At 55.6% G+C, this 15,264-nt stretch carries 12 protein-coding genes; 7 read left to right on the top strand and 5 right to left on the bottom strand.

Features of this window, described 5'->3' with window-relative positions:
* Positions 1-142: 142 nt before the first annotated feature.
* The 3 genes from atpB to NC979_RS04935 form a co-directional block, all read right to left on the bottom strand.
* A complete protein-coding gene (atpB, locus tag NC979_RS04945; protein ID WP_190518066.1) occupies positions 143-892 on the bottom strand; it encodes a F0F1 ATP synthase subunit A in 750 nt (249 codons plus the stop codon).
* A gap of 70 nt (positions 893-962) precedes the next feature.
* Positions 963-1,448 carry an ATP synthase subunit I gene (locus NC979_RS04940; protein ID WP_347403919.1) on the bottom strand — a complete coding sequence of 162 codons (486 nt, stop codon included), beginning with the start codon at positions 1,446-1,448 and terminating at the stop codon, positions 963-965.
* Between the two features lie 128 nt (positions 1,449-1,576).
* Positions 1,577-2,803, bottom strand: a complete 1,227-nt coding sequence (locus tag NC979_RS04935) for a class I SAM-dependent methyltransferase (protein WP_190518063.1) — start codon at positions 2,801-2,803, stop codon at positions 1,577-1,579.
* Between the two features lie 543 nt (positions 2,804-3,346).
* Between NC979_RS04935 and NC979_RS04930 the strand changes: the two genes are divergently transcribed.
* From NC979_RS04930 to NC979_RS04900, 7 genes are all read left to right on the top strand, one after another.
* Positions 3,347-6,565 (top strand): phycobilisome rod-core linker polypeptide, encoded by a 3,219-nt coding sequence (locus tag NC979_RS04930; RefSeq protein ID WP_190518061.1) that lies wholly within the window; start codon positions 3,347-3,349, stop codon positions 6,563-6,565.
* Between the two features lie 399 nt (positions 6,566-6,964).
* Positions 6,965-7,450, top strand: a complete 486-nt coding sequence (gene apcA, locus NC979_RS04925) for an allophycocyanin subunit alpha (RefSeq protein WP_190518058.1) — start codon at positions 6,965-6,967, stop codon at positions 7,448-7,450.
* Positions 7,451-7,514: 64 nt separating this feature from the next.
* The gene (gene apcB / locus NC979_RS04920) at positions 7,515-8,000 is read left to right on the top strand and encodes an allophycocyanin subunit beta (RefSeq protein ID WP_073606651.1); all 486 of its coding nucleotides are present in this window, start codon (positions 7,515-7,517) and stop codon (positions 7,998-8,000) included.
* 250 nt (positions 8,001-8,250) lie between these two features.
* Positions 8,251-8,454: a phycobilisome linker polypeptide gene (locus tag NC979_RS04915; RefSeq protein WP_035986291.1), complete on the top strand. Its 204-nt coding sequence runs from the start codon at positions 8,251-8,253 to the stop codon at positions 8,452-8,454.
* Between the two features lie 236 nt (positions 8,455-8,690).
* Complete coding sequence (locus NC979_RS04910; RefSeq protein ID WP_190518057.1) at positions 8,691-9,881, top strand: FtsW/RodA/SpoVE family cell cycle protein; 1,191 nt, start codon at positions 8,691-8,693, stop codon at positions 9,879-9,881.
* A gap of 79 nt (positions 9,882-9,960) precedes the next feature.
* Positions 9,961-10,725, top strand: coding sequence for a cytochrome c biogenesis protein CcdA (locus NC979_RS04905; RefSeq protein WP_431191016.1), 765 nt, complete (start codon positions 9,961-9,963; stop codon positions 10,723-10,725).
* Positions 10,726-10,763: 38 nt separating this feature from the next.
* Positions 10,764-12,146 (top strand): cytochrome c biogenesis protein, encoded by a 1,383-nt coding sequence (locus NC979_RS04900; RefSeq protein ID WP_190518056.1) that lies wholly within the window; start codon positions 10,764-10,766, stop codon positions 12,144-12,146.
* On the opposite strand, the gene NC979_RS04895 is transcribed toward NC979_RS04900, so the two are convergent.
* Positions 12,139-13,266: a DUF1517 domain-containing protein gene (locus tag NC979_RS04895; protein ID WP_190518055.1), complete on the bottom strand. Its 1,128-nt coding sequence runs from the start codon at positions 13,264-13,266 to the stop codon at positions 12,139-12,141. The genes NC979_RS04900 and NC979_RS04895 overlap by 8 nt on opposite strands.
* A 242-nt stretch (positions 13,267-13,508) precedes the next feature.
* A complete protein-coding gene (locus tag NC979_RS04890; protein ID WP_190518054.1) occupies positions 13,509-15,044 on the bottom strand; it encodes an N-acetylmuramoyl-L-alanine amidase in 1,536 nt (511 codons plus the stop codon).
* Positions 15,045-15,264: the final 220 nt, after the last annotated feature.

The raw sequence follows: 15,264 nt of genomic DNA, 5'->3' as shown, positions 1-15,264 counted from the left end.
GAATCAACAACTCGTTAAACAGGTCGTAGACAACGCTCGATAGGCGTTTCTTATACTGCGGCCCTAAGACCACGTCGGCTGGCAGCACCTGCCCTACCAGCCAATATCAAACTGAATGCCCTCAAGAGGAAATCACTGAGGGTCATCCATGCTCTTCACCACCATGCCCCTCGATCGCCTCGCCGATGTAGGCCGCTGCTAGGGTTGCAAAGATCAGCGCCTGAATGGCACTGGTAAACAAACCTAAGACCATCACTGGTAGCGGCACGAAGAGAGGCACCAGCAAGACCAGCACAGCGACCACCAGCTCATCAGCAAGGATGTTTCCAAACAGACGGAAACTTAGGGAGAGGGGCTTGGTGAAATCTTCCAAAATATTGATGGGCAGCAGAATGGGAGTGGGTTCGATGTACTTGGCAAAATACCCCAGCCCGCGATTGCTAAACCCGGCATAAAAGTAAGCTAAGGACGTCAACAGCGCCAGGGCCACGGTGGTATTGATGTCGTTAGTTGGAGCAGCTAACTCACCCGACGGCAGATGAATTAACTTCCAAGGAATCAGCGCCCCCGACCAATTGGAGACAAAGATAAACAGGAACAGCGTGCCCACAAAGGGAACCCAGGGCCGGTACTCTTTTTCGCCAATCTGGTTTTTGGCTAGGTCGCGGATAAACTCTAGAGCGTACTCCATGAAGTTCTGGAGGCCGGAAGGTACCCGCTGAATGTTGCGGGTGGCCAAAAATGAAACCAACAGCAGAGCGCCAATCACAAACCAGGAGGTCAAAAAGACCTGGCCGTGGAGTTTAAGGCCGCCGAGCTGCCAGTACAAATGCTGGCCAACCTCTAGCTTTGCCAGGACTAAGGGATGAATCATTAGCATATTGAGCGCCATCTCTTAAATCGACTTCTCCTTAAGACCTGCCAGGAAAAAGCATGCTATGCTTGGGAACCACCGATCTAGGTTAACCAGACGCCTGGGAAGATCCCGATGGTGATTTTGGCAGCACCGCAGTCCAGAGGGTGTAAGCAATTAACGCCCCCTTGTAGGTCAAAAACCCTAGAAAAACGGGTACGACCTGAAGCTGCTGCCACTCAGTAGCCACTAAAACCAAACCAACCACTAGGGCTAGTCGGCCGCTGCCTAGCCTTGAGCTTCCGCGCCCAATGTTGGCCACGCTTTTTGCCAACATCCTCAAGTAAACCACACCGCCGCACGCTCCTATTAAATAATTCAGAGCAATTGGGAGAGAGTAGGCTAACCAGACGCTAAAAAAGATTACGCCGGTAAATGCCAGCGTGGTCAACAGCAGATTTTGCTGTAGCTGGTAGTACTCTTCCATGGCTGTCGTCGAAGCCGGAGGGAGACTTTGACCTTCGGTTTGACCGGGGTCTACTTCTGCCTCGACCTGCTCGACAGGGTCAGTGTGTTCGGAGGGCAATGGGGCCACGAAAGCGCCTAATCCTTAGCCGTTAAAGGGTTTCGCCCGCCTGAACGGGCCGCATACGATCATATCACGGCAATAATACTTAATAGACGCTTCTCAAAAGTAAATCCGCCTTCCTCAGCCAATCTTGGTCAAGTCTGCTGGGATGGTTTTAGCAAAATGAGCTGCCTCTGCTGCATCTGCCGTACTGCTTCAAGGCTTGCCCCGCTTTGGGATAGCAGATCGGCAACGCTGGCCTGAGGCTGATCAGCAGCGTAACCATTGTGACTGTCGCAGTCCTGTAAAAACTCAAACTCTATCTGGTCTAAGGAGATGATCTGGTAGTTGTGGTCGAAGATGCTTTGGCTGGGCCAGCCTTCCATGCAAGGGTTGCGGGTGGGAGTGGCTGACAGTAGAGCGGCGTCCTCGTCCCAGCTGAATCGTGGGTAGGGGGGGCGAGCTAGGAACCACTCGAAGTGAGTGATCTCAGGATCTAGTAGTTCTACTAGGCGATACTGATCTTTCTCAGGCAGCTGCTTGGCGCGATCGAGCAGGGCTGGATCTGATGCCAGCAGGCGATCGAGCTGCCAAACTTGAGGGTTGGAAAAACCGACGAATTCTAGACCCGAGGCGTCAATTAGCTCAAATAGGCTATCTATGGTGTAATCCACTTCCTGCGGGTGGACGTACATGTCGGCAAAGCATTCGTCTCGGTGGTTTTCCATCGCCCAGCGATCGCGCTCTCGCTGCTTCAATCGATTTCCCTCAGGTAGGCTAGCGAAGATCTGTCGCCCCACCTGTACGCCGTCGCGGTAGTCGCCGCGCTGGCTGCCTTGAACCAGGGCGATCGCCCGCTGCATCAGCGAGATTTCCCAACGACCAGTGGCGGCGTATACAAATAGGTGAATAAAGCCGCCGGGAGCGAGCTTGGTGGTTAAGGCTTGGAGTCCCCGTAATGGATCGGGCATGTGGTGGATGACGCCGACGCAGTTGATCCAGTCGAACTCTCCTTCGATTTGGTCTACATCGTAGATGCTGAGCTGGCGAAACTGAACGTTGGTGGCCCCTGACCGGCGACAGCGCTCGGTGGCAGTGGCGATCGCCCGCTCACTTAGATCAATGCCCAGCACCTCAGCGTCTGGGTTGAGATGGCTAATGTATTCAGTACTCACCCCAGTGCCACACCCCGCATCCAGTACCCGCACCTGATTGCTGTTTGGGGCTGCCCCCGTGCAAAAGCTGTGCACGGTCGGCCAGTACCAGCGCCAGTTATACCCCGGTGGGGCTTCATCCAAAAAAGGTTCTGGCGGAAAAGGGTAGGTGTTGTACAGGCTGGCTACTGCATCGCTGACCGTCTGGGTCTTTGTCGAGTCGTCCATAGCTAATCTGTCGGTTCAATTCACGTGGTTTGGTCAAACGCTAGAAAATCGCTGCCCTGCGATAGAGGGGTAGAAAAAACTCGTCCTGGGGGCTAGGGCTGTATCACGGGCGATCGTTACAGGTGATCGGCAGAGCAAGTCCTTCCTAAAAGAGACTTTGAGGCTCCAGTCGCCTCAGCTTTATCACGAAACGTTACAAAACTTATCCGCCTTCTCAGGGGTGTAGTGGCCGTCATCTATGATGACCAAAGACATTTAGCTGGCGGGATGTTACACAGTTTTTAATAATCTGTGTTGCTGTCGTGAAACGGTTTAATCTGATTCCAGGTTCAGTAAACAGCCCGCCATTCATAGATACCGCATTCAGTGCCCTGCTTGAATGCGTGGCTGGTGAGGTTAACAACGCTTTACCTTCAAGTGGGTTCAGTGATTTTACGCTGGTTCAGGGAGTCCTGAGCGTTGCCTAGTCCTACGCCCTTCAACCCGATTGATAGATTCTTTTTTGATGCCGTCATTGTCCGCATAGGGAGCCTTTGAAAACGCATGAGTGTTAAAGCAAGTGGTGGAAGTGCACCGGCGCGGCCCCAGCTCTACCAAACTCTGCCAGTGGCCACGATTTCCCAGGCCGAGCAGCAAGACCGCTACATGGGCCGGGGAGAGCTAGATGAGCTATCAGGCTTTTTTGGTTCTGGTCTTAAGCGGGTTCAGATTGCCGAAACCTTGACCCGTTACTCCGAATTGATTGTTTCCCAGGCGGCCAACCGCATCTTTACCGGAGGGTCTCCTCTGGCCTACCTGGAGCGAGTCGATAGCGAATCACCTATTGAAAAAACTCGGGCTGGCACTGTTCTAGACGAAACAGAGGCTTCCCGACTGGGCACCTCGACCTTTATCGAGAGCAGCAGTGGTGGGCTGTTCCAAAACCTATTCAATTCCACCCCCACTGGGCCTGTGCCCGCTGGGTTTCGCCCCATTAGCGTGTCTCGCTATGGCCCCAGCAACATGCAGAAGTCTCTGCGTGATATGAGCTGGTTTCTGCGCTATGTAACCTACGCCATTGTGGCGGGCGACCCCAACATCATTGCGGTCAACGTACGCGGCCTCCGCGAAATCATCGAGAACGCCTGTTCTTCGGCAGCAACGATCGTCGCCATTCAAACCATGAAGGCGGGGTCTCTGCGCTACGTGAATAGCGATCCAGAGGCTAAAGACATCGTCACCCAGTACTTTGATGTACTGCTGAGCGAGTTTAAGGCCCCGACCCCGTCAAACAAAGTACGCCAGCGTTCATCCAGCGACCTGCAAGGTCTGGAGCTGCCTCAGATCTACTTCAACGCGGCTGAGCGTCGGCCCAAGTACGCCATGAAGCCAGGGCTATCGGCGGGTGAGAAGAACGATGTCGTGAAGGCTGCGTACCGTCAGATCTTCGAGCGCGATATCACCCGTGCCTACTCGCTGTCGGTCTCTGATCTGGAGTCGAAGGTGAAGAACGGCGAAATCTCCATGAAGGAGTTCGTGCGTCGCCTGGCCAAGTCGCCCCTGTACCGCAAGAATTTCTACGACCCATACATCAATAGCCGCGCTCTAGAACTGGCTTTCCGCCACATTCTCGGCCGTGCGCCTAGCTCCCGCGAGGAGGTGCGCGACTACTTCTCCATCGTGTCTAGCGGTGGTCTGGCAGCTCTGATCGACGCCCTAGTGGACTCTAAAGAGTACTCCGACTACTTTGGGGAAGAAACGGTACCCTACCTGCGCGGTCTGGGCCAAGAAGCTCAGGAGTGCCGCAATTGGGGTCCTCAGTTTGACCTGTTTAACTACAGCGCTCCTTTCCGCAAGAAGCCGCAGTTCATTACGCTGTTCGCGGCCTACGAGCAGCCCCTGCCCGATCAGCACCCCTACGGTTCTGGCAACGACCCGCTAGAGATCCAGTTTGGGGCGATCTTCCCGAAAGAGACCCGCAATGTTAGCGCGACTCCTGCATTCTTTAACAAAGACACCCGCCGCATTCTGATTCACCGTGGCGCGGGCATCAACAACCAATTGAGCAATCCCGCTGCCCGGCCTGAGAATCCGGGTTCGCTGGGGGCCAAGGTGTTCAAGCTGGATCAAGTTCCTAGAACTGGCAACACCCAAAACAGCGTCCGTTACTCCGAAAGCTCGACCCAGACGATCATTAGTGCGGCTTACCGTCAGGTGTTTGGCCGTGAGGTGTACTCGGGTCAGCGCTCCAAGGTTGCTGAGATCAAGCTGGAGAACGGCGAAATCTCCATGAAGGAGTTCATTCGGGCGATCGCTAAGTCCGAAGCGTTCCGCAAGACCTATTGGTCATCGCTGTATGTGATGAAGGCAGTGGAGTACATTCACCGTCGCTTGCTAGGTCGCCCTACCTATGGGCGTAAGGAAACCAACGCCTACTTCGACATTTGTGCCAAGAAAGGCTTCTATGCCTTGATTGACTCAATTATCGAAAGCCAGGAGTATGCCGAAGCTTTTGGGGAAGATACCGTACCCTATGAGCGCTATGTGACTCCCAAAGGTCTGGCTCTACGCAGCATGCGGGCCGGTTCTCTGGCCGAGAAAGGCATGGTGCCTGTGGCCGATACCAGCGTTCCCCGCTTTGTGGAACTGGGTACAGTTACCGAAGACCGTGCCATCCCTGAGGTGCAGCGCCGTCTAAACCAGGGTGTTAATCGCCAGCGTCAGCAGACTAAGGTGTTCAAGCTCACCTCTCTGGCTGATAAGCCCAACCTCAAGCTGGTTACCGCCGCTGCCTACCGGCAAATCTTCGAGCGAGACATTGCTCCTTATATTGTTAAGAGCGAGTTCACCGCCCTAGAGAGCAAGCTGGGCAACGGCGAGATCAGCATGAAGGAGTTCATTGAGGGGTTAGGCACCTCAACTCTATACATCAAAGAGTTCTACGCGCCCTACCCCAATACCCAAGTGATTGAGTTTGGTACCAAGCATTTCTTGGGTCGTGCCCCGCAGGATCAGGCGGAAATTCGCAAGTACAATCAGGTGTTAGCTAGCGAAGGCATTCGTGGGTTTATTCGCTCGATGCTCAACACCCCTGAATACGCCGAAAGCTTTGGGGAAGATACCGTGCCCTATCGCCGCTATCCCACTCTGCCAGCGGCCAACTTCCCCAATACGGAGAAGCTGTACAATCGGCTCACCAAGCAAAATCGCGATCTCATCGTGCCTAGCTTTGTCAGTTCCAAAAACACTGTCAATGTGGCCGATATGCCTTTGATGGCCGATGCGGTAGCTTCCCAGGCGGCCAATGCTGCGGAACTAGCCGCAACGGTAGGACGCTCCTCCGTAGAGGCTGACGTGGTTGCCGTCGCCCCTGCGGCTCGGCTCTATCGTCTACAAGCCGGGGCTAGCCCTGAGCAGGTAGACCAAGTGCTCACTGCCGTTTACCGTCAGGTGATGGTGCTGCCCGAGGGAGAGATCCCAGCTGAGTGGCGATTGCCTGAAGCTGAGGCGTTGGTTAAGAGCGATCGCATTACCCTGCGTGAGTTTATTCGCCAGCTAATTCAGTCCCCTGCCTATCAAACCCGGTTCGTTGCCGCCTACCCAGCACCCAAGCTCGTAGCCATTATGGGCCGCCAGCTGCTGGGGCGGACCCTAGAGGATGCCGCCGAGTACAGTGCTATTGCAGCCCAACAGGGCACTATGGCTGTTGCCGAAGCTATGCTCGGCTCGGCTGAGTACCTGCGATACTTTGGCGAGCAGGGTGTGCCCTACCGTCGCGTCTAGACCGTTATTCAATAGGTGGGGTGGTCTCAATCTCCCCCCACCTATTCATCCAACAACTTGTTAATTAACGGCTTTTTGGCAGAGGCATTGTCTCGTCAGTAGTTCTTCTTAACTCTGTTACGAAATATTAAAACCGGGTACTAATTTGCACCCGGTTTATAGTTTTTTGAGGATTTAGGATTTTCCCTGAGTCTCTACAGTGCTGTTGCCGTCTGGCTTCAAGAAACTGAGGAAAACTGTTACAAAATATTTCGCGGCTTTGAAGAAGGCTTACGCAATACCGGACAATTAATCGGGAAGGCCGCCAGAACTGAGGTTCTTTAATAGAGTTAGCTCTGGCTCCGCACCCTTAAATGCCAGTTTCATACATCTGGTCATATTTTTCGGAGGAATCCATCAATGAGTATTGTCACGAAGTCAATCGTGAATGCCGATGCCGAGGCTCGTTACCTCAGCCCCGGTGAGTTGGATCGCATCAAGGGATTTGTCACCTCTGGTGAGCGTCGTCTGCGGATTGCTCAGGTGCTAACCGAATCCCGCGAGCGCATCGTTAAGGAAGCTGGCAATCAGCTGTTCCAGAAGCGCCCTGACATTGTTTCTCCCGGTGGCAACGCCTACGGTGAAGAGATGACCGCCACCTGCCTGCGCGACATGGACTACTACCTGCGTCTCGTCACCTACGGTGTGGTCGCTGGTGACGTTACCCCTATCGAAGAAATCGGTCTGGTGGGCGTACGTGAAATGTACAACTCCCTGGGCACTCCTATCCCCGCTGTGGCTGAGTCTGTGCGCTCCATGAAGGCTGTCGCAACTGGGCTGCTATCCAGCGAAGATGCTGCTGAAGCCGCATCCTACTTCGACTATGTTGTCGGCGCTATGCAGTAGTCGCAGCTGCGCTACTCCGTCGATTCGTTGTTGAGATTACGTCAGTTCTAAGGAAGCTTCACCAATGCAAGACGCAATTACCTCTGTTATCAATTCCTCCGACGTGCAGGGCAAGTACCTGGACGGTTCCGCTCTCGACAAGCTCAAGGCTTACTTCCAAACCGGTGAGCTGCGCGTTCGTGCCGCTAGCACCATCAGCGCTAACGCTGCTGAAATCGTGAAAGAAGCTGTGGCCAAGTCCCTGCTGTACTCCGATATTACCCGTCCTGGCGGCAACATGTACACCACCCGTCGCTATGCAGCCTGCATCCGCGACCTGGACTACTACCTGCGCTACGCCACCTACGCCATGCTGGCTGGGGACCCCTCCATCCTGGATGAGCGTGTGCTCAACGGTCTCAAGGAGACCTACAACTCCCTGGGCGTACCCATCGGCGCTACCGTCAACTCCATCCAAGCCATGAAAGAAGTGACCGCTAGCCTAGTGGGTGCTGATGCTGGTAAGGAAATGGGCGTTTACTTCGACTACATCTCCTCTGGCTTGAGCTAGTCCAGGCTCATCCATTGCGCTTTGGCCGTAGGCCAGAGCGAACCTAGGCCAGAGTCAGGGGCGAGTGTTGAGGACACTAGGTTGTGCTGTATTGTCTTCCTGCTGTCCATAGCATTGGCTTTCGACTCTGGCTTTTCAGTGTTCATACCAAGTCCAGCTTGGAAACTGTGTTTTCCTAACGGTAAAACTTCATTTTTGGACTTGGCTTTGGTTTACATCTGTCCAGTGATTAACAGGAGAGTTTTCGACCATGCGCATGTTTAAAGTCACCGCTTGCGTTCCCAGTCAAACCAGGATTCGCACCCAACGGGAGCTGCAAAATACTTTCTTTACCAAGCTGGTGCCCTACGAGAACTGGTTCAAAGAGCAGCAGCGCATTCAAAAAATGGGCGGCAAAATCGTTAAGGTTGAGCTGGCAACTGGTCGGCAGGGTGCCAACACCGGTTTGCTCTAACGCGCCTACTTCAGCAAAGCGTCTGATAAAAATTTTTACTGCTTTTTTTCATGCTGCGATACGTGCAGGGTCGGCCTAAGGGTCAGCCCTGCCGTTGTGTTTTTAGGGGTACTTTCACGTCTCTAGGACATGCTCTGTAGACTCGAAAATATACTCAAAATCTTGAGCGGCTTTCGACCCCCTCAGTTATACTGGGCCCTTGAAAGACTTGGCCCTTAGGCACGTGGGGTAATAGGGTGAACATTGCTCAGTTGGTTCCATGGATTGACCCCACGGTAGGCCAGTGGTCAGCGGAAGCGCGCTGGCTGCGTTGGTTGACCTTTGTCTGGCTGGGCAGCGGTCTACTAATATTGTTCTCAGCGTCTTATGCAGTGTCCGTGACGGAGCATGGCTATGGACTGCACTATGTGATGGTGCAGCTGCTGTGGGTTGCGATTGGTTTGGTAATTTTTAACCGTATTGTTCATACCTCTCTGGATCGGCTTATTCAGGGGTCAGGTATTGTGCTGCTGATGCTGGTTGGTTTGGTAAGCCTGACTCTGGTGCCCTCCTTGGGGGTAACGGTGAATGGGGCTACTCGCTGGCTGCCTTTGGGCCCGTTTATGATTCAGCCTTCGGAGCTGCTTAAGCCCTGCTTGGTGTTACAGGGGGCACGACTGTTTGGGCGATGGCCACAGCTCACTTGGCAAACACGGCTTACCTGGTTGGGCATTTTTGTCGCTATTTTGGGGCTGATTTTGTTGCAGCCCAACCTGAGTACAGCGGCTATTTGCGGCTTAACGCTTTGGCTAATTGCTCTGGCGGCGGGGTTGCCCTATCTGTATCTGCTGCTAACGGCGGGAGGGGGACTGCTGACTGCGACAGTAAGTGTCAGCCTCAAGACCTATCAGCGCCAGCGAATAGTCTCGTTTTTGGACCCCTGGGCTGATCCAGGTAACCAGGGGTATCAGCTAGTGCAGAGTCTGTTAGCTGTTGGCTCTGGCGGGTTTTGGGGCCAGGGTTTTGGGCTGTCTCAGCAAAAGCTGTACTCGCTACCTATTCAATACACTGACTTTATTTTTTCGGTATTTGCTGAGGAGTTTGGCTTTGTGGGTTGCTTAGTGTTGCTGACGGTTTTAGGAGTTTATGCTTCTTTAGCTCTGTTGGTAGCGCTACGTTTGAAGCAACCCCTGCACCGCTTGGTAGCGGTGGGTGCGATGGTGCTGTTGGTGGGGCAAGCGCTGCTCAATATGGGTGTGGCTACAGGGCTTCTGCCGACGACAGGACTGCCCTTTCCGCTGTTGAGCTATGGAGGTAGCTCGATGGTGGCTAGCTTGGCAACAGCGGCGCTGTTGGTGCGGGCGGCGCGGGAGATTAATCTGGATACGCCGGTACCTCTACGGCGACGATGGTCTAAGGCGGGTCCTCAAGAGCCCCTGCCCCTGTAAGTATTTGACAGCGGCAGTACGCTTTCTTGACGCAAAAATCTGAGAGCGGGTTGCAGGATTGTTACAATAGTGAGTGCCTTTGCGTCTCACTACCCCGCTGATGTCTGAGAGTCTGCAAATTTATTTATACGAAATCGCCCAGTGGGCCAATCAGCTGGTGAGTGATCAGCTCACTCAGGTGTCTTGGGTGAGCCTATCAGTGGTGGGATTAGCGGGGCTCTTAACCAGCCTATCTCCCTGTCTGCTATCGATGCTGCCGATTATGGTGGGCTACATGGGCGGCTATGAGGAAGGTGGGCGGGGTGGTGCGATCGCGCGATCGCTCTCCTTCGCCCTAGGCCTCGCCACCACCCTGGCTCTGTTGGGCTTGATCGCTGGGCTCTTTGGCTACGTCTATGGTCAGGTGGCTTGGGGGCTACCGATTGTGGTGAGCCTAGTGGCGATCGTGATGGGGCTAAATCTGTTAGGAGTCATTCCCTTAGCTCTGCCCGCGGGCGTTGGCCCCACCTTTGAAAATTTGAACTTACCGCCCTGGCTGCGGGCCTATGCTTTGGGGCTCACCTTTGGCATTGTGGCGTCGCCCTGTAGCACCCCAGTGCTAGCTACCCTCCTAGCCTGGATCTCAACCACGAAGGATCCGGTGTTGGGCGGGGCCCTGCTGCTAGCCTATGCCGTGGGCTATGTAACGCCGCTAGTGCTGGCGGGCACCTTCACTGCTTCTCTAAAGCGACTGCTGGATTTGCGTCAGTGGTCGAGTTGGGTGACACCGGCAAGTGGGGCTCTGCTACTGGGGTTTGGGGTATTTTCACTGCTGTCTCGGCTGCTGCCGACCAGTTTGGTGTAATTGTCTGAAAACTATGTCACCCGTTTCTGAGGGATACTATGGCTCCGTCTGAAGCTCCTCAACCGACTTTCTGGGACGGGGTGCGCGACTACTTTAGACAAGATCTGCTGCCGCTGCTGGCCGATCTGCGGTTGGCAATTGTGCTGCTGCTGGCGATCGCGGCCTTTAGCATCAGCGGTACGGTCATCGAGCAGGGCCAAACCCTGGAGTTTTACCAGACTAACTATCCCCAAGATCCGGCTCTGTTTGGGTTTTTGAGTTGGAAGGTAATTCTTACCCTTGGGCTAGATCACGTCTACCGAACCTGGTGGTTTTTGGCGCTGCTAATTGTGTTTGGTGCCAGCCTAACCGCCTGCACGTTTACCCGCCAGTTCCCGGCTCTGGGGGCAGCTCAAAAGTGGAAGTATTACACTCAGCCCCGCCAGTTTCAAAAACTGGCTCTGAGTGCTGAGCTAGCTGAAACTGACCTCGCCTCCTTGGTAAACAGATTGTCCCAAAAGCGCTATCGGGTATTTCAGGAGGGCAATCAGCTCTACGGACGTAAGGGCATTGTGGGCCGCATTGGGCCTATTGTGGTGCACGCCAGCATGCTGCTGATTTTGGCAGGGGCTATTTTAGGGGCCATGACCGGCTTTTTTGCCCAAGAGATCGTGCCCAGCGGCGAGACCTTTCAAATTCGCAATATTTTTGATGCTGGTCCCTGGGCCGAGGCCCAAATCCCCAAAGACTGGTCGGTGCGGGTGAACCGATTTTGGATTGACTACAGTCCTGAAGGCAATATCGATCAGTTCTATTCCGATCTATCGGTGCTAGACCGGACGGGTAACGAGATCGATCGCAAGACCATCTTTGTCAACCAGCCCCTGCGCCACAAGGGCGTGACCCTCTACCAAGCCGATTGGGGAGTGGCGGCGGTGCAGGTTAAGCTCAACAACAGCCCGGTGCTGCAACTGCCGATGCAGCAGCTCGAGAATGACGGTCCGCGCTTTTGGGGTACTTGGCTGCCGACGAAACCCGATATGAGCGAAGGCGTGACCCTGCTGGCCAGCGATCTTCAAGGTTCTGTGCTGATTTACGACAACGCTGGACAGCTGATTTCTACGGTTCGTAAAGGCATGGCGGCAGAGATCAATGGCGTTAGGCTCTCGCTGATAGACGTGGTGGGCAGCACGGGTCTGCAAATTAAGGCTGATCCAGGCATTCCTCTGGTTTACGGTGGCTTTGGCCTGCTGATGCTGGGGGTGATCATGAGCTACGTGTCGCACTCCCAAGTGTGGGCGCTGGCGCAGGAGGGCACGGTATACGTGGGTGGCAGAACGAACCGCGCCCAGGTAGCCTTTGAGCGCGAGTTACTTGCCCTGCTGGAAGCTGTTTCTGCCGATTCTAACGAGGCCAAATTAGCTGAGGCTTCAGTTAGCTGATTTGGGTGAGGTCGGGGTAGGCGGCCAGCATTTGGTCATAGCTGAGGCTATCGCTGGCATCTTGGGGTGTCCAGAGCAGTTCGTAGACCAGCAGATAGTCGGGAGTGACGCCGCCAAGCCGTCTCAGAGATGTCTGAAGATCGCTGGCAGAATGGATCGGCTGAGTGACAAGGGGCTGATCATCGGCGGTGCCCACAATTAGCGTTACCACGATGTAGGCCGCTGGGTCGGCATCAGGCTTAGGCTGGTAGGTTTGGCGGCTGACCTGGCCACCGACGTTAACTAAGGTTTCGCGGCTGAATTTGCTGCGCTCGGTAACAGAGAGCTGCTCAAAGACCTGGGAGGCCTGAGCGCGGGAGCGAACGGTTTGGTTGGTAACTTTGGCATGGGACCAGTATTCGGGCGATCGCAGTAGGGCCAGCACCGTCTCTTGCAGCAGCCGATTCAGCCCTGGCTTAGTACCAATATCGCTGCGGGCGGCGATAGTCTCTAGCTCAGTCTGAAGATCGCGGGCCTGGGACAGCAGCGCTACCTGGAGCTGAGTTATGGTGACGACATCGTTGGTCAGCTCGTTGCCGCTGTCTACAACTTGGATGCCCCGGCCAAATCCACTAGCCCCCAACCGCATCAAATTTGTGATTAAAGGCAGGACCGTAAAGCCCAGCACCGCCAGCAAAAACAATAGACCTACATCGCCGCCGATCGCGATTCCGCCGCCAGGGTAGCCGCCCACATAGCCGCCGGGATAGCCACCCACATAACCGCCAGGCACTGGCACAATCACTGGACCGCCGCTAGGGTAGGAGGGATAGCCGCCACCATAGCCTGGGCCGCCATAGCTCGGACCCCCTGCAGGGGGCAGCGCACCACCGCCGCCGGAAAAACCTCCTCCAGGTGCGCCGCCGCCGGAGGGGCTGCCAAAGTCACCACCGCGAGCCCGGCCGCCCGATACTCCCTGAGGCGTAGTGCCGGTAGACAAAAGCCCCTGGGCTTCGGCAAGGCGAGCCGTTTCGCTGCGCCGCTCAACAAAAAATCCTAGGCAGCTCAGGGTTAGCATCAGCACAATCAGGCAATAGACATTGCGGTTGTGGTGATCGAGCGATCGCGGGGCCTTAGCCATGATCCTTCTCCTGCTTGGACTAGGGGAGGCGGTACTGTACAAAAAGTTGTTGGACAAACCAACGCGAAAATTTACCCTATGGGCGAATCTAGGGTTCAAAGACCAGGATTTTATCACTAGTTCCTAAGGGCCCGCGCCCTCCGGTTTATCTATGTACCTAGGCAGAGTGAGGGCTTTAGTCCGTGTGTTGGCTCCGTTGCCGTTGAGCGGCCGTGCCTAACCGAGCATCATTCACCGTGGCCTCAAAGCTGGCTACCTAAATAGTTAAGAATCCCTTGGGCAATGGACTGCCCCATCTGCGCCTGCCAGCGCGGATCGCTGAGTTTGGGGGCATCAATGGCGCCGGTCACAAAACCAATTTCAATTAGGGCCGCGGGCATAGCGGTGCGGCGTAGCACCAGAAACCGCGCCTGGCGGACGCCGCGATCGTTCATGGCCATGGTGCTGAGCACCTGGCGCTGGAGAGCGGCTGCCAGCACTTGCCCAGTATCGGAGTAGTAGTAGGTTTCGAGCCCATTCACCTCTGGGCGCTGCATATTCACCGCGTTGGCATGGATGCTGACAAACACCGTGGCCCGAGCCGCTGTCGCCATGTCGGCCCGAGGCTGCAGATCGACGGTTTGATCACTCTGGCGAGTCATCTGCACGGCAATACCCTGGGCCTGCAGCACGGCGGCTGTGTGCTGGGCCACCGCTAGCACCACCCCTTTTTCTTGCAGGCCGCCAATGCCCACTGCCCCAGGGTCAACGCCGCCGTGGCCTGGGTCGAGCACGACCAATACCTGACCTCGGGCGGCGGGGCTGGGAGTAGGCGTTGGAGCGACGACCGGTGCGGGAACCGCCGCTGCGGGTGGGCGGGATTGTGCGATCGGCGGCGGTGTCGTCACCGGGTTCAGCACGGGCAGCACGACTGTAGTGGGCGGGGCCGCAATTTGGTTGGGGGCAACGCCGATGGGGGTTACCCAAATGCCGCCGTTGGCTACGGGCGTGATTTGCCAATCGGGGCTAAAGCCATCGAGGGTGAGGGTGAGGCGAATGGCGGGCGGGGCGGTGGCAAACTGACTAATACTCCAGCGATGGATGCCGTAGCGCCCCTGGGGCAATGCTTCGGGGGTGAGGCCAGGGGCAATAGCCGCGTCTAGCAGGTCAATGACAATCTGGCGTGACTGACTAGCATCGCGAGTGCGGTACACACGCACCTGAGGTGTGGCCCCAGCAGTGGGAATAAAGAAACCCTCTGCGGTAGTTTGAACGCCGCGCAGTACGGTGGCCGTTGCCCTGACAGCGGCAGTGTTGACTTGGTTGCGGCTGATCAGCGGCGGTAGCGGTTCGGCCCCAGCTGCTGTCAGCGGGCGGGGTCTAGCTGCTTTAGAAAAATCTGGAATGCTCAAGCCGTCATCGGCTGCGATCGCCGGCGTCGAACCCGGGAGCTGCACCACCCACTGCTGGCTAGTCAGGCCCCACACTTTTACCTGCTTGGGGTCGAGGCTGTAGTTAGGGTTGAGCTCGAGTACCATGCGGGTGGTTTGGGCGTCGGCTTGGGTAACGCGTACCGCCGCGACCGCTCCGCCCACGAACTGATTGCCTAGGGCTTCTTCAGTCAAAATGCCCGGTAGATCGATGACCAATCGCTGAGGATCGCTGAGCCAGCTAACCTGAGGCTCTACCCCGCTTTCGGTAGAAAACACCAGACGGTTTTGGCTAGTGTCAAACTCCCAAGCTTGAAGCCGTGCGCTGGCTTTGGCCGGTAGGCTGCCAAACAGGCATACCCCAGCCACCCCAACTACTCCAGTAAAAAGCTGCCTTAGCCGCAATCGGGCCGATCTCCCACACACCACAGAATTCAGCCGCGCCTTTAAGCGATCGCAAACCGTTTGCGGCGCTACCCATTCTGCTTATGGGCTGTAAGTTCTAGTCCGCAAGCAGTGGTCCTTTAAAAGAAAAGGCTGAATCGGCTTAGATATTAGCTCACTTTTAATGAAGCAATAGCCCAATTGT

The sequence above is a fragment of the Leptolyngbya subtilissima AS-A7 genome, from assembly GCF_039962255.1.
GTDB lineage: Bacteria > Cyanobacteriota > Cyanobacteriia > Phormidesmidales > Phormidesmidaceae > Nodosilinea.
The sequence above is the reverse complement of the archived record's forward strand: the minus strand, read 5'-3'. Positions and strand labels throughout refer to the sequence as shown.